The sequence below is a fragment of the Nitrospirillum goiasense genome (genome assembly GCF_034427435.1).
In the GTDB taxonomy this organism is placed as follows: Bacteria; Pseudomonadota; Alphaproteobacteria; order Azospirillales; family Azospirillaceae; genus Nitrospirillum.
In genome coordinates this window covers 1,147,532-1,171,118 of record NZ_JAXQNP010000002.1, presented here as the reverse complement: position 1 = coordinate 1,171,118, position 23,587 = coordinate 1,147,532, and the positions used below count along the sequence as shown (strand labels likewise).

23 protein-coding genes, 2 tRNA genes and 1 riboswitch are annotated in these 23,587 nt (G+C 68.1%); of the genes, 14 read left to right on the top strand and 11 right to left on the bottom strand.

All coding sequences use genetic code 11. The features are described 5' to 3' along the window. The first annotated feature begins 252 nt into the window (after positions 1 to 252). The 7 genes from ULB03_RS07930 (at position 253) to ULB03_RS07900 (ending at position 7,452) form a co-directional block, all read left to right on the top strand. Entirely contained in the window at positions 253 to 621 is a 369-nt protein-coding gene (locus tag ULB03_RS07930; RefSeq protein ID WP_322482650.1) for a hypothetical protein, read from the top strand. A gap of 90 nt (positions 622 to 711) precedes the next feature. Continuing rightward, positions 712 to 788: transfer RNA gene (locus ULB03_RS07925), tRNA-Arg, on the top strand. Positions 789 to 872: 84 nt separating this feature from the next. Next, positions 873 to 1,211 carry a hypothetical protein gene (locus ULB03_RS07920; RefSeq protein WP_322482649.1) on the top strand — a complete coding sequence of 113 codons (339 nt, stop codon included), beginning with the start codon at positions 873 to 875 and terminating at the stop codon, positions 1,209 to 1,211. Between the two features lie 6 nt (positions 1,212 to 1,217). Further along, entirely contained in the window at positions 1,218 to 3,566 is a 2,349-nt protein-coding gene (locus tag ULB03_RS07915; RefSeq protein ID WP_322482648.1) for a tetratricopeptide repeat protein, read from the top strand. Between the two features lie 162 nt (positions 3,567 to 3,728). Beyond that, positions 3,729 to 6,752, top strand: a complete 3,024-nt coding sequence (polA, locus tag ULB03_RS07910) for a DNA polymerase I (protein WP_322482647.1) — start codon at positions 3,729 to 3,731, stop codon at positions 6,750 to 6,752. 143 nt (positions 6,753 to 6,895) lie between these two features. Then, positions 6,896 to 7,147 (top strand): hypothetical protein, encoded by a 252-nt coding sequence (locus tag ULB03_RS07905; RefSeq protein WP_322482646.1) that lies wholly within the window; start codon positions 6,896 to 6,898, stop codon positions 7,145 to 7,147. Further along, entirely contained in the window at positions 7,147 to 7,452 is a 306-nt protein-coding gene (locus tag ULB03_RS07900; RefSeq protein ID WP_322482645.1) for a type II toxin-antitoxin system RelE/ParE family toxin, read from the top strand. The genes ULB03_RS07905 and ULB03_RS07900 overlap by 1 nt, the downstream gene beginning before the upstream one ends. Here the strand turns inward: ULB03_RS07900 and ULB03_RS07895 are convergent. The 4 genes from ULB03_RS07895 to thiO form a co-directional block, all read right to left on the bottom strand. Continuing rightward, positions 7,433 to 8,044, bottom strand: a complete 612-nt coding sequence (locus tag ULB03_RS07895) for a thiamine phosphate synthase (protein ID WP_322482644.1) — start codon at positions 8,042 to 8,044, stop codon at positions 7,433 to 7,435. The genes ULB03_RS07900 and ULB03_RS07895 overlap by 20 nt on opposite strands. 8 nt (positions 8,045 to 8,052) lie before the next feature. After that, positions 8,053 to 8,826 carry a thiazole synthase gene (gene thiG / locus ULB03_RS07890; RefSeq protein WP_322482643.1) on the bottom strand — a complete coding sequence of 258 codons (774 nt, stop codon included), beginning with the start codon at positions 8,824 to 8,826 and terminating at the stop codon, positions 8,053 to 8,055. Next, entirely contained in the window at positions 8,819 to 9,022 is a 204-nt protein-coding gene (gene thiS, locus ULB03_RS07885) for a sulfur carrier protein ThiS (RefSeq protein WP_322482642.1), read from the bottom strand. The genes thiG and thiS overlap by 8 nt, the downstream gene beginning before the upstream one ends. A gap of 157 nt (positions 9,023 to 9,179) precedes the next feature. Beyond that, entirely contained in the window at positions 9,180 to 10,385 is a 1,206-nt protein-coding gene (thiO, locus tag ULB03_RS07880) for a glycine oxidase ThiO (protein ID WP_322482641.1), read from the bottom strand. After that, positions 10,380 to 10,489, bottom strand: a riboswitch (TPP riboswitch). Its footprint overlaps the gene before it by 6 nt. 200 nt (positions 10,490 to 10,689) lie before the next feature. Here thiO and motA point away from each other — a divergent pair. Then, a complete protein-coding gene (motA, locus tag ULB03_RS07875) occupies positions 10,690 to 11,550 on the top strand; it encodes a flagellar motor stator protein MotA (RefSeq protein WP_145734905.1) in 861 nt (286 codons plus the stop codon). Positions 11,551 to 11,902: 352 nt separating this feature from the next. After that, complete coding sequence (locus ULB03_RS07870; RefSeq protein WP_145734904.1) at positions 11,903 to 12,505, top strand: DJ-1/PfpI family protein; 603 nt, start codon at positions 11,903 to 11,905, stop codon at positions 12,503 to 12,505. A 181-nt stretch (positions 12,506 to 12,686) separates the two neighbouring features. Here the strand turns inward: ULB03_RS07870 and ULB03_RS07865 are convergent, their stop codons facing one another. Then, the gene (locus ULB03_RS07865; protein WP_322482640.1) at positions 12,687 to 13,757 is read right to left on the bottom strand and encodes a COX15/CtaA family protein; all 1,071 of its coding nucleotides are present in this window, start codon (positions 13,755 to 13,757) and stop codon (positions 12,687 to 12,689) included. A 272-nt stretch (positions 13,758 to 14,029) separates the two neighbouring features. Then, positions 14,030 to 16,129 (bottom strand): S9 family peptidase, encoded by a 2,100-nt coding sequence (locus ULB03_RS07860; protein ID WP_322482639.1) that lies wholly within the window; start codon positions 16,127 to 16,129, stop codon positions 14,030 to 14,032. A gap of 198 nt (positions 16,130 to 16,327) precedes the next feature. On the opposite strand from ULB03_RS07860, the gene ULB03_RS07855 reads away from it, so the two are divergent. Next, positions 16,328 to 17,062 (top strand): HAD family hydrolase, encoded by a 735-nt coding sequence (locus tag ULB03_RS07855; RefSeq protein ID WP_322482638.1) that lies wholly within the window; start codon positions 16,328 to 16,330, stop codon positions 17,060 to 17,062. Between the two features lie 115 nt (positions 17,063 to 17,177). Here ULB03_RS07855 and ULB03_RS07850 read toward each other — a convergent pair whose 3' ends face one another. Both ULB03_RS07850 and ULB03_RS07845 read right to left on the bottom strand, forming a co-directional pair. Continuing rightward, positions 17,178 to 17,465 (bottom strand): hypothetical protein, encoded by a 288-nt coding sequence (locus ULB03_RS07850; protein WP_322482637.1) that lies wholly within the window; start codon positions 17,463 to 17,465, stop codon positions 17,178 to 17,180. A 156-nt stretch (positions 17,466 to 17,621) separates the two neighbouring features. Beyond that, positions 17,622 to 18,905: a PQQ-dependent sugar dehydrogenase gene (locus ULB03_RS07845; RefSeq protein ID WP_322482636.1), complete on the bottom strand. Its 1,284-nt coding sequence runs from the start codon at positions 18,903 to 18,905 to the stop codon at positions 17,622 to 17,624. Positions 18,906 to 19,127: 222 nt separating this feature from the next. On the opposite strand from ULB03_RS07845, the gene ULB03_RS07840 reads away from it, so the two are divergent. Further along, entirely contained in the window at positions 19,128 to 19,550 is a 423-nt protein-coding gene (locus ULB03_RS07840) for a YccF domain-containing protein (RefSeq protein WP_145734899.1), read from the top strand. A 23-nt stretch (positions 19,551 to 19,573) separates the two neighbouring features. On the opposite strand, the gene ULB03_RS07835 is transcribed toward ULB03_RS07840, so the two are convergent. Beyond that, positions 19,574 to 20,674: a patatin-like phospholipase family protein gene (locus ULB03_RS07835; protein ID WP_322482635.1), complete on the bottom strand. Its 1,101-nt coding sequence runs from the start codon at positions 20,672 to 20,674 to the stop codon at positions 19,574 to 19,576. Positions 20,675 to 20,868: 194 nt separating this feature from the next. Between ULB03_RS07835 and ULB03_RS07830 the strand changes: the two genes are divergently transcribed. Beyond that, positions 20,869 to 21,129, top strand: coding sequence for a hypothetical protein (locus tag ULB03_RS07830; RefSeq protein WP_040849837.1), 261 nt, complete (start codon positions 20,869 to 20,871; stop codon positions 21,127 to 21,129). Positions 21,130 to 21,235: 106 nt separating this feature from the next. Then, on the top strand, positions 21,236 to 21,481 hold the full coding sequence (locus ULB03_RS07825; protein ID WP_416211068.1) for a helix-turn-helix domain-containing protein: 246 nt from the start codon (positions 21,236 to 21,238) through the stop codon (positions 21,479 to 21,481). Between the two features lie 26 nt (positions 21,482 to 21,507). On the opposite strand, the gene ULB03_RS07820 is transcribed toward ULB03_RS07825, so the two are convergent. After that, a tRNA-Leu gene (locus tag ULB03_RS07820) sits at positions 21,508 to 21,594 on the bottom strand. A gap of 87 nt (positions 21,595 to 21,681) precedes the next feature. Then, entirely contained in the window at positions 21,682 to 22,458 is a 777-nt protein-coding gene (locus ULB03_RS07815) for a competence/damage-inducible protein A (protein ID WP_322482634.1), read from the bottom strand. Positions 22,459 to 22,710: 252 nt separating this feature from the next. Here ULB03_RS07815 and map point away from each other — a divergent pair, with 252 nt between their 5' ends. Beyond that, entirely contained in the window at positions 22,711 to 23,556 is an 846-nt protein-coding gene (map, locus tag ULB03_RS07810; protein WP_322482633.1) for a type I methionyl aminopeptidase, read from the top strand. The last annotated feature ends 31 nt before the right edge of the window (positions 23,557 to 23,587 follow it).

Below are 23,587 nucleotides of genomic sequence, written 5' to 3'. Positions count from 1 at the left end.
CGCGGTTTGGTGTTTGCCCCCCTTGTTCCCTGGAGCTAGGGGGGCGGCGCCACCCTGACCCAACGCACTTATGGCGCGGGTCCCGCGACGGGCGTAAGCTTTGCTTATGGACCGGAAGGAAAGGGACCGGACCGACAGTAAAAGCATCACCAAACGCCATGCTGAGGGGCCCGCGCGCCCCGGACGCCCAGCAGGACGCCCGTCGCCAGGGCCCCCGGATGAAGCCAACCAACGGGGAAGGAGACGCGCACCATGTCTGTCCTGCATGTCCATTTCAACGCCGCGGCCGGCACCGCCGCGCCCCACCGCCAACCCGCCTGCACCTGGCTGCTGATCGGCAGCGCGCTGGCCTTCGCGGCCATCCTGGCGGCCTGGCTGACGGACATGGTCAGCGTCTTCCCCATCGGCCTGCTGGTCGGCACCGGCGTGCTGTGCCTGGCCTCCTGCGTCGAGCGGATGACCTACAAGCCGATCAGCGGCATACCGGGCCCCGGCTGGCACGATACCGGCGAACGCCTCACCGACCCCGCCACCGGCGCCCCCGTGGCCGTCTACCACAACGCCGCCCGCATGGAGCGCCGCTATGTCCGCCTGGACGGGCGCCCGGACCGGGAACCGTGAGCCACCCGGCGCCATAAGGGTTTGCATTGCCCGAAACTTGCCTGTATGGTGCGCGCCGCGCCGCCGGAAACCCGGCGTGCCGCCCGGCATGGACCCGTAGCTCAGCTGGATAGAGCGCTGCCCTCCGAAGGCAGAGGTCGTACGTTCGAATCGTATCGGGTCCGCCACCTTTCCTGTATCAAGCACATCCTGAATTTTGGCTTGTTCCGGCCCCGGCCCACCGCCATTCTGGCATGCGGAGGTGGTGCGGAATGGGCCTTTCACAACTTCATAAGCTGGGCAAGGTGGCGGGGGTGCCGGGCATCGCGCTGGGCGTCATCGCGCTTTCCATCTACGCCATCGCGGGTCATATCGACACGGTGCCGGAGGCGTGGCGCGGCCCAGCCCTTATAGTCGGTATCGTCGCCACCGTGGCGGGCTTGGCCATCGTCCTGGTCGCCTGGGTGAAAGGCGCCCAGGCCAGCACCCAGGTGGCGCGGACGGTGGGCGACCAGTCCCCCGCCACCAACATCGACCGCACCAAATCCGGCGGCGGCCAGGATGCCCATACCACCGGCGCACGATCCCCCGCCCGCAACGTGCGGGAGTAGGCCGGCATGTTACGCGGGCTCCTTCAATGGGTGGCGCAGCGGGCGACGACGACCGGAACCACGAGCCCGGTGACCAACGTCATCGGCAGCAACAACACCGTCCATACCCATATCGGGGAATCACCGGAAGCCGCCGAACGCCGCCATCGAGAACAATTGGCGGGACAGGAGCGCCTGCGGCAGGAAATGGCCCGGGAAAAAGGGCTGGACCCGGCCGTGCTCAAGCCCATCTTCGACCATCTGGGCGAGGCCGATCTGTCACTGGATGAAATCCGGGAAAAGGCGGCGGAGGCTGTTCAGGCCATCCTGGAACGCGCGCGCCAGCCGCTCCCCAAGTCCAACGACGGCGCCGACATCGACGCCGCCATCGGCGCCGCCCGCACCAAGCTGGCCCAATTGGATACGACCGGCGCCCGGGGTGTGCTGGCCGACAAGATCGCGGAGGAGGAGACGGCGCGGCGGCAACGGCTGATCCCCCTGCTGCGAGAACAGGCCGCCATCGAGCGCCTGACCTACGACCACGCAGCCGCCCAAGCGACCCTGCGGCGCCTGGCGGACTTGACCCCGGAGGATACCTGGGCTTGGATCGACCTGGGCGATGTCCTGGCGATGGCGGACACGATTCAAAACGCCGCCGCAGCCTATATCCAGGCGCAAGCCGCCGCGGAACGCCGGACACAGGCCGACCCCGGAAACACCCAATGGCAGCGTGACCTCTCCGTCTCCCACAGCAAGATCGGGAACATCCTGCGAGCGCAAGGCAACTTGGCCGACGCCCTGGATAGCTACCGGGCTGATTTCGACATCAGCCAACGCTTGGCACAGGCCGATCCTGGAAACGCCGAATGGCAGCGTGACCTGTCCGTCTCCCACAACAACATCGGGGACATCCTACGGGCGCAAGGCACCTTGGCCAGCGCCCTGGATAGCTACACGGCAGCTCTCACCATCCGCCAACGCTTGGCACAGGCCGATCCCGGAAACACCCAATGGCAGCGTGACTTGTCCATCTCCCACAGCAACATCGGGGACATCCAGCAGGCGCAGGGCAACTTGGCCGGCGCCCTGGATAGCTACACGGCGGCTCTCTCCATCAGCCAACACTTGGCACGGACCGCCCCCGGAAACGCCCAATGGCAGCGTGACCTCTCCGTCTCCCACAACAAGATCGGAGACATCCTGCGGGCGCAGGGCGACTTGGCCAACGCCCTGGAAAGCTACCAGGCTGATTTCGGCATCAGCCAACGCTTGGCACGGACCGATCCCGGAAACGCCGAATGGCAGCGTGACCTCTCCATCTCCCACAACAAGATTGGGGAAATCCAGCAGGCGCAAGGCACCTTGGACGACGCCCTGAATAGCTACACGGCGGCTCTCTCCATCAGCCAACGCTTGGCACAGGCCGATCCCGGAAACGCCGAATGGCAGCGTGACCTCTCCGTCTCCCACAATCACATCGGGGACATCCAGCAGGCGCAAGGCACCTTGGACGACGCCTTGGATAGCTACACGGCGGCTCTCTCCATCAGCCAACGCTTGGCACAGGCCGCCCCCGGAAACGCCCAATGGCAGCGTGACCTCTCCGTCTCCCACAACGAGATCGGGGACATCCAGCAGGCGCAAGGCAACTTGGCCGGCGCACTGGAAAGCTACACGGCGGCTCTCTCCATCCGCCAACGCTTGGCACAGGCCGATCCCGGAAACGCCCAATGGCAGCGTGACCTCTCCATCTCCCACAACAACATCGGGCGCATCCAGCAGGCGCAAGGCAACTTGGCCAACGCCCTGGATAGCTATCAGGCTGATTTCGACATCAGCCAACGCTTGGCACAGGCCGATCCCGGAAACGCCGAATGGCAGCGTGACCTCTCCGTCTCCCACAACAAGATCGGGGACATCCTGCGGGCGCAAGGCGACCTGGCCGCCGCCCTGGATAGCCACACAGCGGCCCTCACCATCAGCCAACGCTTGGCACAGGCCGATCCCGGAAACGCCGAATGGCAGCGTGACCTCTCCGTCTCCCACAATCACATCGGGGGCATCCTGCGGATGCAAGGCGACTTGGCCGGCGCCCTGGATAGCTACACGGCGGCTCTCACCATCCGCCAACGCTTGGCACAGGCCGATCCCGGAAACGCCCAATGGCAGCGTGACTTGGCGGTCAGCCTGGGATCGGTTGGAATGATCCTGGCCGCGCAACGCCGGATCGAAGAGGCGCGGACAACCCTGAACCGGGGGCGGGATATCATCGTCTCGCTCCAGCGGCACTCTCCGGACTGGTCGGTTCTGGCGGATGACCTCGCCCTCTTTGACGAGATCATCGCCACGCTGGACCCGGGCGCGTCCCCGGACTGACGCGGCCCCGCCGCCCCAGGCCGTGCGTAACGGTCGTCGTTTCGCGGCGGAAGACCACCGCCCCTCGACAGCCCCGCCCGAAATCGGCCATGGTGCGGGCCCGGGGGCGCCCGTGGTTGACGCGCCCGCCCCATCCCGACCGTTACGCTGAAGATGCCCGCCATGGCCGACACCCCCGACGCGCCCTCCCCCGACGCGCCCTCTGCCGCCGCGACCGCCCCCATTCCCGTGCCTCCGGACGCGCCCGCGCCGGTCACCGGGGTCCCGGCCGTGCCGGGCACGGTGCAGGACACGCTGTACCTGGTGGATGGCTCGGGCTTCATCTTCCGCGCCTATCACGCCCTGCCGCCGCTGAACCGGCCGGACGGCACGCCGGTGAACGCGGTGCTGGGCTTCACCAACATGCTGATGAAGCTGCTGGCCGACGTGAAGGTGCACTCCGTCGCCGTCATCTTCGACAGCAAGCGGGAGAATTTCCGCAACGCCATCTATCCGGACTACAAGGCCCACCGGCCGCCGCCGCCGGAAGATTTGATTCCGCAGTTCGACCTGATCCGCCAGGCGGTGGACGCCTTCAACCTGCCCTGCCTGCATCTGGAGGGGTATGAGGCCGACGATTTGATCGCCACCTACGCCCGCCTGGCGCGGGAGGCGGGGCGCGACTGCGTCATCGTCTCGTCCGACAAGGACCTGATGCAGCTGATCACCGACGGCGTCGGCCTGCTGGACCCGATGAAGAACAAGAGCATCGGCCGGGACGAGGTGCTGGAGAAGTTCGGCGTGGCGCCGGAACTGGTGGTGGACGTGCAGTCCCTGGCCGGCGACAGCGTGGACAACGTGCCGGGCGTGCCCGGCATCGGCATCAAGACCGCCGCCCAGTTGATCACCGAGTATGGCGGGCTGGACGCCCTGCTGGCGCGGGCGCATGAGATCAAGCAGCCCAAGCGGCGCGAGGCCCTGACCGTGCATGCGGAGATGGCCCGCATCTCCCGCCAGCTGGTGAAGCTGGAGGCCCATGTGCCGGTGCCGGAACCGCTGGAGAACCTGACCGCGCGCAAGCCCGACCCCGAGCGCCTGATCGGCTGGTTGCGCGAGCAGGGCTTCCGCTCCGCCATCCAGAAGGTCGAGAACGACATCCTGAAGGCGAATGGGGCCAACGGGGGCGCCGGCAATGGCGCCCCGGCCCTGACGCTGGAGGCCACGGCCAGCGGCGGCGGGGCGGAGCAGCGCACCGACGCCGTGCGCGCCGCCTACAACAGCCGTTTCTACAGCACCGAGGTCGCCCCCATCGGGGAGCCCAAGATCCCCGCGCCCACCGAGATCGTGTACGAGCTGGTGCAGGACGCCGCCGTGCTGAAGCGCTGGATCGATGAGGCGACGCTGGCCGGCACGGTGGCCATCGACACCGAGACCGATGGCCTATACCCCGACCGGGCCAAGCTGGTCGGCTTCTCCCTCTCCCACACCCCGGGCCGCGCCTGCTACGTGCCCCTCACCCACGTCAACCCGGACGCCCCGAACCCACAGGCCGGCGGCTTCGATTTCGGCGAGGCGCCGCCCCCGCCGCCGCAGATTCCGCTGGAGGAGGCCCGCGCCCTGCTGGCGCCGCTGCTGGCCGACCCGTCGGTGCTGAAGGTGGGCCATAACCTGAAGTTCGACATCCGGGTGCTGGCCCGCCATGGCTTCGCCCCTGGCCCGGCCGCCATCGCCCCCGTGGACGACACCATGCTGCTGTCCTACGCCCTGGGTGCCGGCGCCCACGGCCACGGCATGGATGAACTGGCGCAGCGCCACCTGGGCCACACCTGCATCACCTTCGACGAGGTGACAGGCACCGGCAAGAACCGCATCACCTTTGACCGCGTGCCGCTGGACCGCGCTTGCGCCTACGCGGCGGAGGACGCCGACATCACCCTGCGCCTGCACCAGGTGCTGAAGGCCGACGTGCTGCGCCGCCACCTGATGACGGTGTACGAAACGCTGGACCGCCCCCTGACGCCCGTGGTGGCGACCATGGAGGAGGCCGGCATCCTGGTGGACCGCGCCATGCTGGCGGAGTTGTCGCGCGATTTCGCCGGCCGCCTGGCGGCGCTGGAACAGGAAATCCACACCCTGGTGGGGCATCCCTTCAACGTCGCCAGCCCCAAGCAGCTGGGCGAGGTGCTGTTCGATGAAATGGGCCTGCCCGGCGGCAAGAAGGGCAAGACCGGCGCCTATTCCACCGACAGCAGCGTGCTGGAACCCCTGGCCGAACAGGGCGTGGAGGTGGCGCAGAAGGTGCTGGACCACCGCCAGTTGGCCAAACTGAAATCCACCTACACCGACGCCCTGCAGCAGGAGATCAACCCCAATACGGGACGGGTCCACACCAGCTTCGCCCTGGCGGCCACCGCCACCGGGCGCCTCAGCTCCACCGACCCCAACCTGCAGAACATCCCCATCCGCACGGAGGAGGGGCGCAAGATCCGCCGCGCCTTCGTGGCGCCGGAGGGCCATGTGCTGCTGTCCGTGGACTATAGCCAGATCGAGCTGCGCCTGGTGGCGGAGATCGCCGGCGTGCCGGCCCTGAAGCAAGCCTTCACCGACGGCATCGACATTCACGCCATGACGGCCAGCCAAGTGTTCGGCGTGCCGCTGGACCAGATGACCAGCGAGATCCGCCGCAAGGCCAAGGCCATCAACTTCGGTATCATCTACGGCATCTCCGGCTTCGGCCTGGGGCGGCAGCTGGGCATCGGCGCGGGCGAGGCCGGGGCCTTCATCAAGCAGTACTTCGAACGCTTTCCCGAACTGGCCGGCTATTTCGAGAAGACCAAGGCCGAGGCCAAGGAGAAGGGCTACGTCACCACCCTGTTCGGCCGCCAGTGCTGGATCCAGGGCATCAAGGAAAGCAACGCCGCCCGCCGCGCCTTCGCCGAGCGCCAGGCCATCAACGCCCCCATCCAGGGCACGGCCGCCGACATCATCCGCCGCGCCATGGCCCGCATCCCCGCCGCGATGACGAACGCCGGGCTGACCGGCCGCATGCTGCTGCAGGTGCACGACGAACTGCTGTTCGAGGTGCCTGTGGCGGAGGTCGACGCCACCATCCCCGTGGTGCGCCAAGTGATGGAAGGGGCGGCATCCTTGAGCGTGCCCCTGGTGGCTGAAGCCGGCACCGGCAGGAGCTGGGGCGAAGCGCATTGAGCGCGCCTCAGGCGACCACAGGGGCATCCTGCCCCCACCGCTTGGCAAAGCCGCGACGCGCCATCAAATAGGAGGGGCGATGCCATGGTCTCGAGATTCGACTATCATCGCCCCATGCCTAACCCCGTCGCCCGGAGCCTTTCATGGCAAACTCCACCGTTGGCACCCTTCGCCGCGACGAATTGCCGGCCAGCCTGGCGAAAGGCCTGGACGCCGGCAAGGCGACCGACTTGTACCGGGTGGAGGTGCGCCGCATCGATCCCCGTGAGGCTGAGCAAATCGAGCGGCTGCGCCAGAACAGCCAGGCGGCCATCGATCAGTTGGACGCCGGATTGGGCACGGTTGAAACCCGAGAGTCGCTGAAGGCCGAATTTCGAGCCCGTCGCGGCTCTTGATGGCAAAGGTCGTCTTCTCTCCTCTTTCAAAAGAGGATCTTCATGAGATCTGGGCGCACATCTACGCGGAAAATCCAAAAGCCGCCGACGATGTCATCGATGCCATTTTCGACGTCGCGGAAAAGCTGGCGGAGTTCCCGAAACTGGGACGGGATTTGGGGGAAATCGCCGCCGGACTGCGGAGTTTCCCTGTCCACAAATCCTATGTCGTTCTTTATCGCCTGACCGGCCGCGTCGTGGAGGTGCTGCGCGTCCTTCATGGACGGCGGGATTTCGATGCGATCTTTACCCAGATAGCGGACTAAGCCCCCACGCCGCCAGCAGATCCCGCACCACGGCACCAGGATCGCTGGCGCGCATGACAGTGCCCATGACGGCCAGGCCGGCGGCCCCGGCGGCGCGGGCCTGCGCCGCGTTGGCGGGGGTTATCCCCCCCAAGGCCAGGGCGCCGGGCAGGCGGGACAGGGCCTGGGCGCCCAGCGCGGGGCCATAGCCGGGCTTGGACGCGGTCTCGAATATGGGGCTAAGGGTGGCGTAGTCGGCGCCGCCCAGGCCCTCACCCGGATGATGGCGCGAAATGCCCACCAGGGCTTGGGCCCCCAAGCGGGCGCGGGCCCCCGCCACGTCACCGCCCGCCCCCAGATGCACGCCGTCGCACAGCGCCGCCGCCGCCAGGTCGCCGTGCACGGTCAGCCGGGCGCCATGATGGCGGGCGATGGGGATCAACCGGCGCACCAGATCCAGCCGGTCTTGGGGGGGCAGATCCTTTTCCCGTACGCTGGCCCAGCGGCAGCCGGCGGCGAACACCCGCTCCAGAAGTTGGGGCAGCGGCAGGACGGCCTGGCGGCGGTCGGTGATGACCAGCAGCCGGGGAACGGGCAGCGGGGGAACGGGCAACCCCACCCCTACCCCCCGATCAGCCCCAGCTCGGGGCTGGAGGCCTCGGCCCGGGTGCGCTTGGGGATGCGGCCGGCGAGGCGGGCCAGGCGGCCGGCGGCGACGGCGTGGCCCATGGCCGCCGCCATGCGCACCGGGTCGGTGCTCTTGGACACGGCGGTGTTCAACAGCACGGCGTCGCAGCCCAGCTCCATGGCCAAGGCGGCATCGGACGCCGTGCCCACGCCGGCATCCAGGATGACGGGCACCGTGCTGCGGGCACAGATCATTTCGATATTGTAAGGATTGAGGATACCCAAGCCTGTGCCGATGGGGGCGCCCAGCGGCATGACGGCGGCGCAACCGACGTCGGCCAGGCGGCGGCAGACGATGGGGTCGTCGGTGCAATAGGGCAGGACGGTGAAGCCGTCATCCACCAGCTGGGCGGCCGCCGCCACCAACTGTTCGACGTCCGGGTACAGCGTCTCGCGGTCGCCGATCAGTTCCAGCTTGATCCAATTGGTGTCCAGCGCCTCACGCGCCAATTGGGCGGTCAGCACGGCGTCCTTCACCGTGGCGCAGCCGGCGGTGTTGGGCAGCAGCCAGGCCTTGTCCCGCACCAGGTCGAGGATGCCCTCGGCCCCGCCCTCCATATCCACCCGGCGGATGGAGACGGTGACGACTTGCGCGCCCGAGGCGGCCAGGCTGTCCAGGAACACCTGCTGGTTGGGATAGCCCGCCGTGCCCAGGAACAGGCGGGAGGTGAACGCCTTGCCGGCGATGCGGAACAGGTCTTCAGCCACCTTGCAGCACCTTCACGATTTCAATGGCGTCGCCGTCGGCGACGGCGCGTTCGGCCCAGCGGGCCCGCGGCACGACGGTGCCGTTGATGGCCACGGCGATGCCTCGAGCCTCGAGCGCCACCCCCGCCTCGCCCAGCAGGGCCAGCAGGTCCAGGCCCTCCGCATGGTCGCGGGTCTTGCCGTTCACGGTGATCATGCGTGTTTCCTTATCCCTCAATCGCCGGGCGCCGGCATCCGCCGGCCCTGGGTTTGCCACGGCCGCGAATGCGGCCTAAGGGCTTTCCTCGCTTTCCAGTCCGCTACGCTTCCCCGAAAGCTCCGGCGGCCGCAGTCGCGTCCAATAACGGCATGGGTCACAGTCTCATGCCGCTGGTCTTTCGTTCCTGAAAGCGCCCGATGCCGAAGGGCGCCAGCAGCGGGTCCACCCGGCCGGTCAGGACATGGTCCGCCACCAGGTCGGCGGTGCCGGGGGTCAACAGGATGCCGTTGCGGTGGTGGCCGGTGGCCATGACCAGGCCGGCCACGCCGGGCACGGGCCCCAGGATGGGGGCGTCGTCACGGCTGCCGGGGCGGTGGCCCACCCACATCTCCTCGATGGGCAGCTCCTCCACCCCCGGCAGGGCCCGCCACGCGGCCTCCAGCAGGGCCAGGACGCCGCCGGCGGTCAGGCGGTCGTCCCAGCCCTTGTCCTCCGTCGTGGCACCCACGATCAGGCGTCCATCCAGGCGGGGTACCAGATAGCATTTGGGCGGCCACACCACATGGCGCAACAGCGGCTGGACGGGGTCCATGCGCAGGGCCAGCATCTGGCCCTTCACCGGCCGCACCGGCGGAATGGCGCCGTCCGGCAGGCCCGCCAGATGGCGCGACCAGGCGCCGGCGGCCAGGACCACCACGTCGGCGGCCTTCAGCACGCCATCTACCACCACGCCCTCGGCACGGCCCGCCGTGACGGATAGGGCCTCGACGGCCACCTCCTCATGCAGGCGGGCGCCGGCCTTCAACGCCGCGGCCTTCAGCGCCACGGCCAGCTTGCGGTTGTCCACCTGGCCGTCGGCGGCACCCAGCACGCCGGCGGCGGCGCGGGGGTTCAGCCACGGCTCCCGCTCCTTCACCTGCGCGCCGCTCAGCCAGGCAACGTTGAGGTCCAGGGAGCGCTGGAACTCATACCCCGCCCGCAGCACCTCCACGTCATCGCGGGTCAGCGCCACCTGCAGGGTGCCCTCGGTGCGCAGATCCACGGGCAGGCCGCTGACGGCCTCCAGCTCAGCGGCGAAGGCGGGCCAGCGGCGCTGGCTGTCCAGGGTCAGGGGCAGCAGCGCCTGCTCCCCCGGCTCCGTCTCCACGGCGGCGGCCAGCATGCCGGCGGCGGCATGGGTGGCGCCCAGCCCGGCGCGGCCCCGGTCATAGACGTCGACGACACAGCCGGCGGACGCCAGGCGCCAGGCGATGGACAGGCCGATGCAGCCGGCGCCGATGACGATCACCCGGGGGGCGACGGAAGGCTTGGCGGCAGACGGACGGGCGGAAGAATGGCCCGAAGGCGGAAAATGGGTCACGGTCTCGCGATCTCCCTTCGCCGGCATGATCCGGAGCAGGTTCCATGGGTCTGATCTCAGCCGCGGGCCTGACGGGCAGGCGGGCGGCACCCCAGTCGATGGCCGGAACGATGGCGGACGGGACGCCCGAATTCAAGGGTCTTGGTGGCGGGGCTGATCCCAGCCATGGGCGATGGGCCCCCTCTGGACATCCCCCGACCGGCGGCGCGATCGCGCCAGGGGCCCTACCCCATCAGAGATTTGACAAGTAGGCCGATTGTCTGGACTCTGCCTATCTTAGGGGTCCATCTACCAAGGTTTGCTCATGTTTGCCGCCATCGGCCTGCTCGGCGTGTTCATCTGCGTGTTCGGGTCGTTTGTGATCTTCGGCGGCAAGATCGGCATCATCATCGAGGCCCTGCCCGGTGAGTTCATGACCATCGGCGGCGCCGCCATCTGCGGCTTCATGGTCGCCAACAGCACGCATGTCATCAAGCAGTCCCTGGGTGCCGTGAAGCGCATTTTCCCGGGCGCGCGGTTCCATAAGAAGGAATACATGGAACTGCTGTCGCTGCTGTACCAAATCCTGAAGACGATGAAGACCAAGGGCGTGCTGGCCATTGAGCAGCACATTGAAAAGCCCATGGAAAGCAACATCTTCAACGCCTACCCGGCGATCATGAAGGACCCGTTCACCGTCAAGTTCATCGCGGATTACCTGCGCATGTTCTCCATCGGCGTGGACAACCCCCATGAGCTGGAAGCGCTGATGGAGCAGGAGATCGAGAAGACCAAGCACGAGGACCTGCACTCCAGCCACGCCTTCCAGACCATGGCCGACGCCATGCCGGCGCTGGGCATCGTCGCCGCCGTGCTGGGCGTCATCAAGACCATGGCGTCCATCACCGAGCCGCCCGAGGTGCTGGGCAAGCTGATCGGCGGCGCCCTGGTGGGCACCTTCATGGGTATTTTCCTGTCCTACTGTATCCTGGCCCCCATCGCCTCGCGGCTGAAAGGCGTGGCGGAGGAGGAGAACCAGTTCTACCACGTCATCCGGGCGGCCATCACGGCGCACCTGGCGGGGTATGCGCCCCAGGTATCCATCGAGGCGGCGCGAAAAAAGGTGCCCACGGAATACATGCCCGATTTCAATGAGTTGGAAGAGGCGCTGTCAGCCATCAGCTAGGGTGGTTCCACGCGCGTCGGGCGGGCCCCGTTTCTTCTTGGGCATGGCCGTGCCACGGGCCGGCAGTGCACCCGCAACTCAGCCATGCCGCACCGCAATCCCGAATCGGTCTTAATGCGATTGACCTGAGGCGCGGGAGGGGCCAATTACGGTGCCATGCGAATAGAGCGTCATCCCATCGGCCCGGCATGCATCACGACAGCCGCCCGCGCCTGACGCTTTGCCATGGCCGCCCATTCCTGGGTGGCCATTTTCACGAGGCAGCATCCATCGCGCCTTGCCAACGGCGCCGTCCCCTGGGGAACGGCGACGGGCGGGTGTCGGGCCGCCGAAACAACATAGGAGACGTAATTTGACCGATCAGCCGCTCGCCGGAAAAGCCGTTGCCATTCTCATCGCCAACGGTTTCGAAGAAGTGGAAATGACCGAAGCCCAGCGCGCCCTGCTGCGCGCCGGCGCCGCGCCCAAGATCATCTCGCCGGAGCAGGGCCTGGTGAACGGCTGGCACGGCACCTCCTGGGGCCATTACTTCCCCACGGACAAGCAGATCGGCGAAGTGCTGGCCGCCGATTTCGACCTGCTGGTCCTGCCGGGTGGTGAGCGCAGCGTGGCCAAGCTGGCCGCCAACCCGCACACCCGCCGCATCATCGGCAGCTTCATGGACGCCGGCAAGGGCGTCGCCGCCATCAACCATGGCGTCCAGCTGCTGGCCGTGGCGCAGCGCCTGAAGGGCCGCACCGTGACCGGCAACGAGGCGATCCGCGAGACCGTCGAGGCCGCCGGCGCCACCTGGGTGGCCGAGGAAGGCCAGAACATGAACATCGACCGCCAGCTGCTGACCGCCCGCGGTCCGGAAGAGGTGGTGCCCGAGTTCATCGAGACCATGCTGCGCGTCTTCGCCGACGCCATCGAGTACCGCCGCCAACTGCAGGCCGAGAAGGCCGCCGCCGCTTAACCAGGCCCCGGTATCGGATTGAAAAAAGGGCGCGAGGCATCGGCTTCGCGCCCTTTTTGTTATCCTCAAACGCCGGCAGGTCCATCCGGACCTTTGGCTGTCCTCGTTTTGCGGTCCGCCTACGGCTCCCCACAAAACTCCGGCGGACGCGGTCGCGTCCTATTCAACCATCAGGGCTCCATCAGCCCCGCCGATACTCCATCACCGTCCAGGTGAACAGGCCCAGCAGGACCAGGGCGCCCGCCTGGTGGGTGGCGGCGACATGCACCGGCACGAACAGCAGCAGGGTGGTGATGCCCAGGCTGATCTGCACCAGCACCATCCCAGCCACGGCGATGGCCAGGGCCCGCACCCGGCCCTGCACCCCGGCGCGGAGCGCGCGGAAGGCGTAGGACCACACCACCAGGCCGGTCAGGATGGCCAGCCAGCGGTGGGTGAACTGCACCGCGGCCGTGTTCTCCAGGATGTTCAGCCAGGCCGGGCTGAGGTTCCACATCTCCTCCGGCGCGAAGGTGCCGTTCATCAGCGGCCAGGTGTTGTACGCCATGCCGGCGTCCAACCCGGCGGTGAAGGCGCCCCACACCATGGTGGTGGCGACCAGGGCCATGGCGATGCCGGCGTGCCGGCGCAGGGCCCCGCGCGCCGGGTGGCCCGCCCCGCTGGCGGCGGGGAACAGCAGCGGCAGGGCGGTGGCCAGCATGGCGACATAGATCAGCACCGCCAGCGACAGGTGGGCCGCCAGGCGGTAGTGGCTGACGTCCGGCCGGTTCACCAGGCCGCTCTTCACCATGTACCAGCCCAGCGCGCCCTGCAGCCCACCCAGCACGAACAGGCCGATCAGGCGCGGGACCAGGCTGCGCGGCACGCGGCGAGTGAAGAGGAAGAACAGGAAGGGCAGCAGGAAAACGACGCCGATCAGGCGCCCCACCAGGCGGTGGAACCATTCCCAGAAGAAGATGCCCTTGAACTGCGCCAGGTCCATGCCGCTGTGCTTCAGCGCGTATTCCGGCGTGGCCTGGTACTTGGCGAACTCCTCCGCCCAGGCGGCGTCCGACAGGGGCGGCAGGGCGCCCGTCACCGGCTTCCATTCCGTGATGGACAGGCCGCTTTCCGTCAGGCGGGTGATGGCGCCGATGACGGCCATGGCGAAGACCATGCCGGCACAGACCAGCAGCCAGAGGCCGATGGCGCGGTAGGGCACGCGGCGGACGGCGGCCCGGACATGGGCGGTGGGGAAAGGCGTGACGGTCACGGCGACAGGTTCCCAGGCGAGGAGAAAGGGGGACTGGGCCGAATTATAGGCTGACCCCGCCCCCCTTACAAATGCCGGCCACCGGACGAATTGTCCTTATACGTTCGGCATTTGATCGTGACCGCTCAAATGCCCCCTCAGTCGCCGGGCGCCAGCATCCGCTGGCTTGGTTTCCTCGCTGCGCCCCCCTTTACACTAATTGGGCGCTGCTCGCTCCGGCGGACGCAGTCGCGTCCCACAGCGGCACGAGTCGAAATCTCGTGCCGCTGGTATTACAAGCTCTTACCGAAGGCCCGCAGCAGGAAGGCCTGGGTCAACGCCACCTCCTTCAGCTTGTCGAACCGGCCGGCGGCGCCGGCGTGGCCGGCCCCCATCTCGGTGCGCGACAGCAGCACGTTGTCGTCGGTCTTCAGGCTGCGCAGCTTGGCCGCCCACTTGGCTGGCTCCCAATAGGTGACGCGCGGGTCGCTGAGGCCCGCGGTGATCAGCAGGTGGGGATAGGCCTTGGCGGAAACGTTGTCATAGGGGCTGTAGGACTTCAGCCGCTCATAGACATCGGGCTCGTTGGGATTGCCCCACTCGTCATACTCGATGACCGTCAGCGGCAGGCTGTCGTCCAGCATGGTGTTGACCACGTCGACGAAGGGCACCTGGGCCACGATGGCGCGGAACAGGCCCTGGGGCGCCATGTTGGCCACAGCACCCATCAGCAGGCCACCGGCGCTACCGCCCTCGGCCGAGATGTTGCCGGCCTTGGCGTAGCCCTGGGCCGCGAGGAATTGTGCGGCGTCGATGAAGTCGGTGAAGCTGTTGATCTTGTTCTCCAGCTTGCCGTCCTCGTACCAGCCGCGGCCCAGCTCATCCCCGCCGCGGATGTGGGCGATGGCGAAGGCGAAGCCCCGGTCCAGCAGCCCCAGGCGGTTGGCGGAGAAGTAGGGATCGATGCCATTGCCGTAGGCGCCATAGGCGTAGAGGTGCAGCACCCCCGACCCGTCCTTGGGGAAATCGCGGCGATGAACGATGGACACGGGGATCAGCGTGCCGTCACGCGCCGGGGCCAGCAGGCGGGCGCTGACATACTGGTCGGCGTCGTAGCCGCTGGGGATTTCCTGGACCTTGCGGATGGCCAGGGTGCGGTCGTTCAGGTCGTAGTCATAGACCGTGGGCGGCGTCACCAGCGACTGGTAGCGCAGGCGCAGCAGGCCGCCGTCATAGTCGAAATTGGCACCGGGCCCGACCTCGAACGCGGCGTCGGGGAAGGCGATGTCGTGGGCGCCGCCGTCCGCCTGCCTGGGGTCCAGCACGCGCACCACCTGGGCGCCCTCCACCCGGGCGTAGACGACCAGCCAGTCGCGGAAGGCCATGTGGCCGGTCAGGTAGGTGCGGTCGGCCGGGGCGATGACCTGCACCCAGTTGGACTCGGCCGTGTCGGCCAGGGGCGCCTTCACCAGGCGGAAGTTGCGATGGATGTCGTTGGTGATGATCCAGGCGACGTCGCCCTGGTCCTCGACATTGTACTCATGGCCCTGGCGGCGGGGCAGGACCAGGCGCGGCTCGCCCTCCGGCCGCGCGGCGTCCAGCAGCCGCACCTCGGTCGACACGTTGTTGTGGGCGACGATGCGGATGAACCGGCCGGACAGGGTCAGGTCCAGGCTGACCATCCAGGCGGGATCGGCCTCGCCATAGACCAGGACGTCCTCGCCGACCGCCGTGCCCAGGCGGTGGCGCCACACGGTCTTGGGCCGCTGGAATTCATCCTGCCGGACATAGAACAGGTGTTGCCCGTCCGCCGCCCAGGCGACGCCGGGGGAGGCGTCGGCCACGCCCTCCAGCACCATGGCGCCGGTGGACAGGTCCTTCACCCGCACGCCATAGCGTTCGGAGCCATCGGTGTCGGCGGTGTAGGCCAGGTAGCGGCCGTCGCGCGTCGTCTCGAAATCCGCCACGCGCATGAAGTCGTGCTGCGCCGCCAGGACGTTCACATCCAGCACCACCTCCTCTTCGGAGGTGCCGGCGGCCCAGCGCACGAAGACGGGGTAGTTCTGCCCGGCGGCGAAGCGCGACTGGTAGAAATAGCCGTCGCGGCGATAGGGCACGCCGGTATCGTCCTCCTTGATGCGGGCGCGCAGCTCGGCCGTCAGGGCCGGACGCAGATCACCCTCCCCGCCCAGCACCTGCTCGATATAGCCGTTCTCGGCCTCAAGGTAGGACAGGATGTCGGGGTCCTTGACCTCCGGGAAGGCGGGATCGCGCAACCAATCGTAGGGATCGACCCGGACCTCGCCGTGCGCGGTCTTTTCCACCGGCCAGACCCGCGCGACGGGCGGTTTGGCAAAAGCGGACTGGCGGAAGGAAGCGTCGGAGGCGGGCATGGACGATGACACCACTGGTTGAGCCCCCAGGAAGGACACCGGGGGCCGGAAGCACGAATCCGCAACGATAGGGTCGGCGCCCCGAGGGCGGCAAGCGGGCCCGAACGAGGGGGTGCCATGCCCGGCGCAGGGCCGCCAGCGGGGAACCAGATGGGGAACTGGATGGGGAACTGATGGGGACCCTCGGGGGAAGCTGCCATGCCGCCCCGGCACTGGCGGCGGGCGGTGGGCCGGGGTATCCCCACCCTCACCGATTCCCCGCACGATGAAGGCACGGACATGCCGTTCCCCCACGCCATCCACGCCGCCATCTTCGACATGGACGGCCTGCTGATCGATAGCGAGCGCCCGCTGCGCGGTGCCATGATGGCCGCCGCCGTGACGGTGGAACAGCCCATGACGGAGCTGTTCTACGGCACCCTGATCGGCCGGCCCTATCCGGCGGTGCGCCAGATGCTGGTGGACCATTTCGGGGGCGAGGCCGTGTTCGACCGCTTCACCGAGCTGTACCGCGCGGCCATCCAGGCGCATTTCGATGCCGGTATCGCCCTGATGGCCGGCGTGGTGGAACTGCTGGATCATCTGGACGCGGCCGGCATCCCCATGGCGGTGGCGACCAGCACCCAGCGGGAGCGCGCGCTGCACCACCTGACCCAGGCCGGCATCGCCCACCGCTTCCGCGCCGTCATCGGCGGCGATGACGTCAGCCAGGGCAAGCCGCATCCGGAGCCCTATCTCAAGGCCGCCGCCGCGCTGGACATCGCCCCCCGCCACTGCATCGCGCTGGAGGACAGCCACAACGGCATCCGCGCCGCGCACGCCGCCGGCATGATGGCGGTGATGGTGCCGGACCTGCTGGCCCCCACCGAGGAGATCGAAGCGCTGTGCCGCGTGGCCGCCGACCTGCACGAGGTGCGGCGCTGGGTGGCGTGATGCCTCAAACGCGGGCGCCATAAGCGCGGGCTCTGCGCACCCAACAAAAAGGGCCGGCAGCGCATGCTGTCGACCCTCGGGATCGGGCCTCATTGAGGCCCCAGTCAGCGAAAACTCAGACGGTCAGGTTCACGAACGCGCCGCGGGTGCGGCCGGTGTCCGACGCCGCCTTCACCTGGTCCTGCGTCGGGCTGAAGTTCTGGGTGAAGCTGTTGCTGCTGCTGTTGGACGCGGTGTTGTCAGTGTTGGCCTGATCGGTGCCTTGGTCCGAGGTCCCCTGGGTCTTGACCGGGGAGATGGACTGGACCTGCGTGTTGGAGGCATCGGAGGTGGAACCGATACCGGACGTCAGGAACGTCGCGCCGTAACCAGAGCTGTAAAAGTTGATGCCGCCGATGGACATGGGACTGGCCTCCTTTGACCAAGCTTACATATATGCCCATTTCGGAAGATGGACAAGGGCGGCGGCGGCAGAATTTGCCCACCGCCGCCCTCTTCCCTGGGCCTTTCCCTGGCCCTGGACTCTGAACAGGCACCCGAGTCTTGCAGATGAAGAGACTTAGGACTTGCCCTTCGCGTGATAGCTGATGCGCCACACCGTGCCGCCGACGTCGTCCGCCACCAGCAGGCTGCCGTCATGCGCCATGGCCAGGCCCACCGGGCGCCCCCAGACCTGGGCCGGATTGGTGCCGGGCAGCCAGAAGCCGGTGGCGAAGTTCACGTAATGACCCGCCGGCCGGCCGTGGGTGAAGGGGATATAGACGATCTTGTAGCCCGTGGGCTTCGCCTTGTTCCAGGAGCCGTGCAGGGTGACGAAGGCGCCGCCCTGGTAATCCGCCGGGAACTGGTGGCCGGTGTAGAACAACAGCCCCAGGGGGGCGGAGTGGGCGTCGAACAGCAGGTCCGGCACGATGGCCTTGGCCACCAGGTCCGGCCGCTTGTCGGCGAAGTCCGGCTGCGGATGGCTGCCGATGTAGGAATAGGGCCAGCCATAAAAGCCCCCGGGCTGCAACCGCGTGAAGTAGTCGGGCACCAGGCCATCGCCCAGGCCGTCACGCTCGTTCACCACGGCATACAGGTCGTCGGAGCCGGGATAGAACTGCAGGCCCACCGGGTTGCGGGTGCCGGAGGCGTAAACGCGCTTCACCGTGCCGTCCATGTTGAACTCGGTCACGGTGGCATGGGGCTGGGGGTCCTCCGCGATGTTGCTCATGGACCCGATGCCGACGAAGAAGCTTTTGCCGTCCGGGGCGAATTCCAGGGACCGGGTGGGGTGGCCCTTCGGCTGACCCAAGGCGCCATCCGGCGTCACCTGGATGCGGTCGCCGGCCGGCTTGGTGTCGCCCTCCCTGTAGGGGATTTTCCACACCGCCTTGATATCGCCGACCCAGAGGTAGCCGTCGTGGAACTCGATGCCATAGGGGCGGTCGAAGCCGCCGGCGAAGGTGATGATCTGGTCGGCCTGCCCGGTGCCCTTGCTGTCGCGCAGCAGGGTAATCTCCCCCGGCGTGGCCTGGCGGGCCAGGAAGACGTCGCCATTGGGGGCGACGGCCAGGTTGCGCGCACGGCTGAGGCCGGTGGCGAAGATGGACACGGTGAAGCCCTTGGGCACGGTCAGGTTGGCGCCGGCGGGCCGCGCCACCTCTTCCGACACATTGCCCACCCCCTCCGTGGCATAGGGCGCCGGCAGGTCGGCCGGGCGGACCTGGATGCGCTGGCCCACCTTCTGTTCGGGATTGGACTGCTCGGTTTTGGATCCCGCCGCGTCGGCGGGCCAGACGGGGGCCAGCGCCCCCAGGCTGAGGCTGACAAGGGACAGGACGGCGAGGCTGTTGCGGCGCATAGGGTCGCTCGGGATGTGCGGGGGGATGATACCGTTGTCACTGTCGGCGACTTCCCCCGCCCACGCAAGGTCGCAACATGGACTATGGCGACTGGGACCGCCGGCCCGGGGCCGGGGCGCCCCCCTGTGGCCCCACCACATCAGGCCAGTGTGGTCCTGGACGAAAGGGGGCGCTTCAGGAATGATCACCGGCAGGAAAACAACAACCAAGGCCGTGGCGTCATGATCAGCCTGCTGATGAACATCTTGTGGGTGGTGCTGTTCGGGTTCACCGGGGCGCTGGCCTGGTTCATGGCCGCGATCCTGATGGTGATCAGCATCGTCGGCATCCCCTGGGCCCGCGCGGCCTTCAATATGGGGCTGTTCGTGCTGTGGCCCTTCGGCCAGATGGCGGTGGATCGCCGGGTGCTGACCGGGCGGGAGGATATCGGCACCAGCCCGCTGGGCTTCCTGGGCAACGTCGTGTGGTTCGTGTTCGCCGGCTGGTGGCTGGCGCTGTACCACATCCTGGCCGGCGTCGTCTGGTTCGTGACCATCATCGGCATCCCCTTCGCCATCCAGCACTTCAAGTTCGCCGTGCTGGCGCTGGCCCCCATCGGCAAGGCCATCGTGCCGGTGGAGACCATGGGGATGCCCCGGTATTAAGGTCCTCAGGCGCCGGCGGGGCATCACCCCCGCAACGGCTCCAGCAAGTCCGGGAGACGGTCGCGGTCGACGGCGTCCAGGAACTCGTCGGCCAGGCGGTCGGTCTCGGCCACGGCCTGGCGCCAGTAGCGCTGGCGCTCGGCCGGCGGCAGCGCCGTGAAATCGCGCCGGTCGGGAATCTTGCCCTGGGGCAGCGACGCCAGGAAGTCGTCGGACGGACACAGCAACAGGGTGCGGGCCAGCGAGGCCGCCGCCGGCCGGCGCCAGGCCAGGGCTTTGTCGAACCAGCCCGGCACCACCTTGGGCCCGAAGTGGGGGAACAGCACCAGGTCGCTGCCCGGCGTCTCCGCCACGAACGGAATATCCAGGTGATAGTCCATGATGCCGCCGTCCATGTAGGCGCCGGGCCTGGCCCCGCCGATATCGCGCACCAGTTCGAACAGGAAGGGGATGGCGCCCGAGGCCATCAGGGCATCGGCCAGGTTGGCCGGAGTCAGCGGCACGCGGCGCGTGGGAAAACCGGCGGCGAGGTCGAAGGGATCGGCGCCGCGCGGGTCGGCGAACAGCGTGCGCTGGAAGAACAGCGGCAGACTGCGGCGGCTGACCAGGTTGGCCAGGCCCGCCGCGCCGATGCCGGCCCCCACCCAGGCGGGATGGCGGGCGCTGAGCGGCCCCCGCCCCCGCACCGCCAGGATGGACAGGCGCATGGCCGGGTGGGACAGGATTTCCCGCGCGCCCTTGCGGTCGCCATCATGGGCGCCGGAAGGGGAGCCCAGGATGATGTCCAGGAAGGCGCGGCTTTCGCGCGTCAGGGTGGGCATGGTGGCGTCGGAGGGGACGTAGGCCAGGTAGGCCTCCTCGAAGCGGCGCAGCACGGTGGCCGGGTCCTGCCGCGCCATGGCGGCGAAGCGCCAGCTGCCGATGGAACTGCCGACCATGGCCAGCGGCCGGGTGCGGCCCCGGAACCAGCGCGCCAGGATGGCCCGATCCAGGCGGGTCAGCGCCAGCCACTTCGGCCCGCCGGACGCCCCCGCCAGGGTGCCGAACAGCTCATCCGACACGCCGTCGCGGCGCAGGCGGGCCATGGCCTCGGGCCCGGCCAGGAAACGCAAGGCACGCGCCACCTCATCCCCCTTTCCACAGCCCCAAAATCGGGGCCCGGATCCGGGCCCCGATTCAGCTTGAACCGGGGCGCAATCCCGCGCATGGCTTGGCACCCGCCCCATCCGCTATGATGGGACGGCACCGGCCACCGCCAAGGCGCTCGGCCGGGCGCCACGCCCTTAAGCATATGATTGTTATTCAAGGAGTTGCCACCATGTCCACCCCCCACAAGCGCGCCATGGAAGCCGTGCTGGAAGCCGCCGACCTGGATATCAAGGCGGCCCTGGAGGAACGGGGGATCACCGACAAGCATTCGGAAGAGGCCGACGACACCATCCTGGACGTCGCCATCCTGCATGCCTGGCGCATCTTCGTGCGCATCAACGAGGCCCAGGGCCTGACCGTCGATCCCGGCCTGTTCGTCGACCTGGCCAGCGAACTGGCGGAAGACATGGCCGAAGACCGGGAGCAGTGAGAGCCGCTCAACTTCCCATGGCTGGGGCGAATACCATCGACTTGGCCATGGAAAAATCTCCGTCAATCTCCGTCAATGACGGAGTAAGCCGTTGAAGGTGAATGGCATGACCGATGACATCCCCTTTACCGACCAGCAGTTGGCCAAGATGCGCCCGCAGGCGGCGGCCAAGCGCATTCGTCGCGCCTTGGGGCTTTCCCAAGAAGACTTTTCCGCGCGGTACCACATTCCCCTGCGCACCTTGCAGGAATGGGAACAGGGTCGCCGCGAACCGGATGCCACGGTTTTGGCGTACCTGACGGTTATCGAGAAAGAGCCATTGATAGCGGCTCGGGCCCTGGCCGCGGAATAGCGCCCACCTCAAATGAGGCCGCCCCCTGGTGCCCGCTGCCGGGATCGAACCGGCACGCCCGTAAGGGCGAGGGATTTTAAGTCCCTTGCGTCTACCAATTCCGCCAAGCGGGCGTTCCAGGGTCGAGGCCGGGAGGGACCCTAGCGGAGGTGGGGCCGCCAGGGCAAGACCGCTTACGCGTGCGGATGGGAACGCCCTTGTCAGGCCGCCCCCTCCACCACCTCGGCCTCCGCCCCCATGGCGCGCACCAGGGCCGCGACCTCGTCGGTGGCGGCGGCCAGGCGCGCCGCGTCCGGGCTGCGCAGCACCAGGCTGGTGGCGAAGCGGCCCTCGCGATAGGTGGGATAGCTGCCGATGTCCACGTCGGCATAGCGATCCTGGATGGCGCTGAGGCCACCGGCCAATTCCCCCTCGCCCACCAGGCAGCGCACGGTGCGGGCCAGCACCACCGGGCCGCCCACCAGGCGGTTGGTCAGGCCGGCCAGCATGGCCTGCATGATGGAGGGGACGCCGGCCATGACGAAGACGTTGCCGATCTGGAAGCCCGGGGCCGCCGACACCGGGTTATCGATCAGGATGCCGCCCTGCGGCACGTTGGCCATGCGCAGCCGCGCCTCGTTCAGTTCCCGGCCCGTGCCGGCGTAGTGCGCCTCCAGCCGGCGCACCGCCTCGGGGTCACGCAGCAGGGGCACGCCGAAGGCCTTGGCCACGCAGGCCGCCGTGATGTCGTCATGCGTGGGCCCGATGCCGCCGGTGGTGAAGACGTAGGTGTAGCGGGCGCGGGTCTGGTTCACCGCCTCGATGACCGCCGCCTCGTCATCCGCCACCACCCGCGCCTCCTTCAGGCGCACGCCCAGGCCCCCCAGCACCTTGGCCAGATGGTTCAGGTTCACGTCCTGGGTGCGCCCGGACAGGATCTCATTGCCGATGATGATCAGGCAGGCGGTGGGCACGGTGCTGGCGGCGACGTCGGTCATGGGGGCAGGCTTTCCTCGCGAGGGGGTCTGCGGCGATTATAGGGGGAAATGTCCCGCCGCCAACCGGCGCGGGAGCCCGATTCGGGAGCCTGCCCTGCCCCGGATTGCCTTGCCGTCCCGCCTTGGCGCGCCTAAGTTCGGAACCGTATGTCCGGCGCCGTTCGGCGGCCGGGCCCCGGTGTTGAGTCGGGTGTGTTGGGCGGGGGTGTCGGGCCGGGCAAGGCCGGCCCCCGAAGGCATGGATTCGAGAGCATGAACAGAGGCGAAGCGACCGCCACCGCGGATGAAGAGTACGAACTGGAAGACCGCGGCATCGTCATCCACGGCGCGGACGGTTTCGCCGCCATGCGCAAGGCCGGCCAGACCGCCGCCGCGCTGCTGGACTACCTGACCCCCTTCGTCGTGCCCGGCGTGCCGACGGAGGAGATCGACCGGCTGTGCGAGGAGTGGACGCAGGCCCATGGCGCCACGTCGGCCACCCTGGGCTATCGGGGATATCCCAAATCCTGCTGCATCTCCGTCAACCATGTGGTCTGCCACGGCATTCCCAGCGACAAGCGGCTGCAGAAGGGTGATATCGCCAACATCGACGTCACCGTCATCGTCGACGGCTGGTACGGCGACACCAGCCGCATGTTCTTCGTGGGCGACGACGTGCCCCTGAAGGCGCGCAAGCTGGTGGACGTGACGTATGAGGCCATGATGCGCGGCATCCAGGCGGTGCGCCCCGGCGCCACCCTGGGCGACATCGGCCACGCCATCCAGACCTTTGCCGAGGGCAACCGCTTCTCCGTCGTGCGCGACTTCTGCGGCCACGGCGTGGGCAAGGTGTTCCACACCGCCCCGTCCGTCCTGCACTTCGGCAAGCCCGGCCAGGGCACCGAGCTGAAGGAGGGCATGATCTTCACCATCGAGCCCATGATCAACATCGGCCGCTATGACGTGAAGATCCTGTCCGATGGCTGGACCGCCGTGACCAAGGACAAGAGCCTGTCGGCGCAGTTCGAGCACACCGTGGGCGTCACCAAGGACGGCTGTGAGATTTTCACCCTGTCACCGGCCGGCTTCCACCGCCCGCCCTATGCGGCCAAGGCCTGACGCCACCCTCGGGTGATTGGATGAAGGCCCC